Annotated in this window: 1 protein-coding gene; it reads left to right on the top strand. The window is 62.1% G+C overall.

Annotation, left to right across the window (positions count from 1 at the left end):
• Nucleotides 1–243, top strand: a 243-nt coding sequence (locus AC0CH8_RS19065; RefSeq protein WP_465241224.1) for an N-succinylarginine dihydrolase, incomplete at both ends; no start/stop codon positions are given.

Genomic DNA, 243 nt, shown 5'->3' with positions numbered 1-243 from the left:
ACGCATAACTACGGCGGTTTGTCTTACGGCAATGTGGCTTCGCAGAACAATGGTCAAGTAGCCTCCAGCCCGCGTGAGGCCGCTCGCCAGGGTTTGGCGAAAATGAAAGCACTGATGGACATGGGCTTTGCCCAGGCCGTGCTGGCGCCTCAGGAACGGCCCGATGTGCAGGCGCTGCGGCGCTGCGGTTTCAGTGGTAGTGACGCCCAGGTCATCGAGAAGGCAGCGCGCGAAGCCATGCCG

The organism is Sphingomonas sp. AC435, assembly GCF_979253005.1.
The sequence above is the reverse complement of the archived record's forward strand: the minus strand, read 5'-3'. Positions and strand labels throughout refer to the sequence as shown.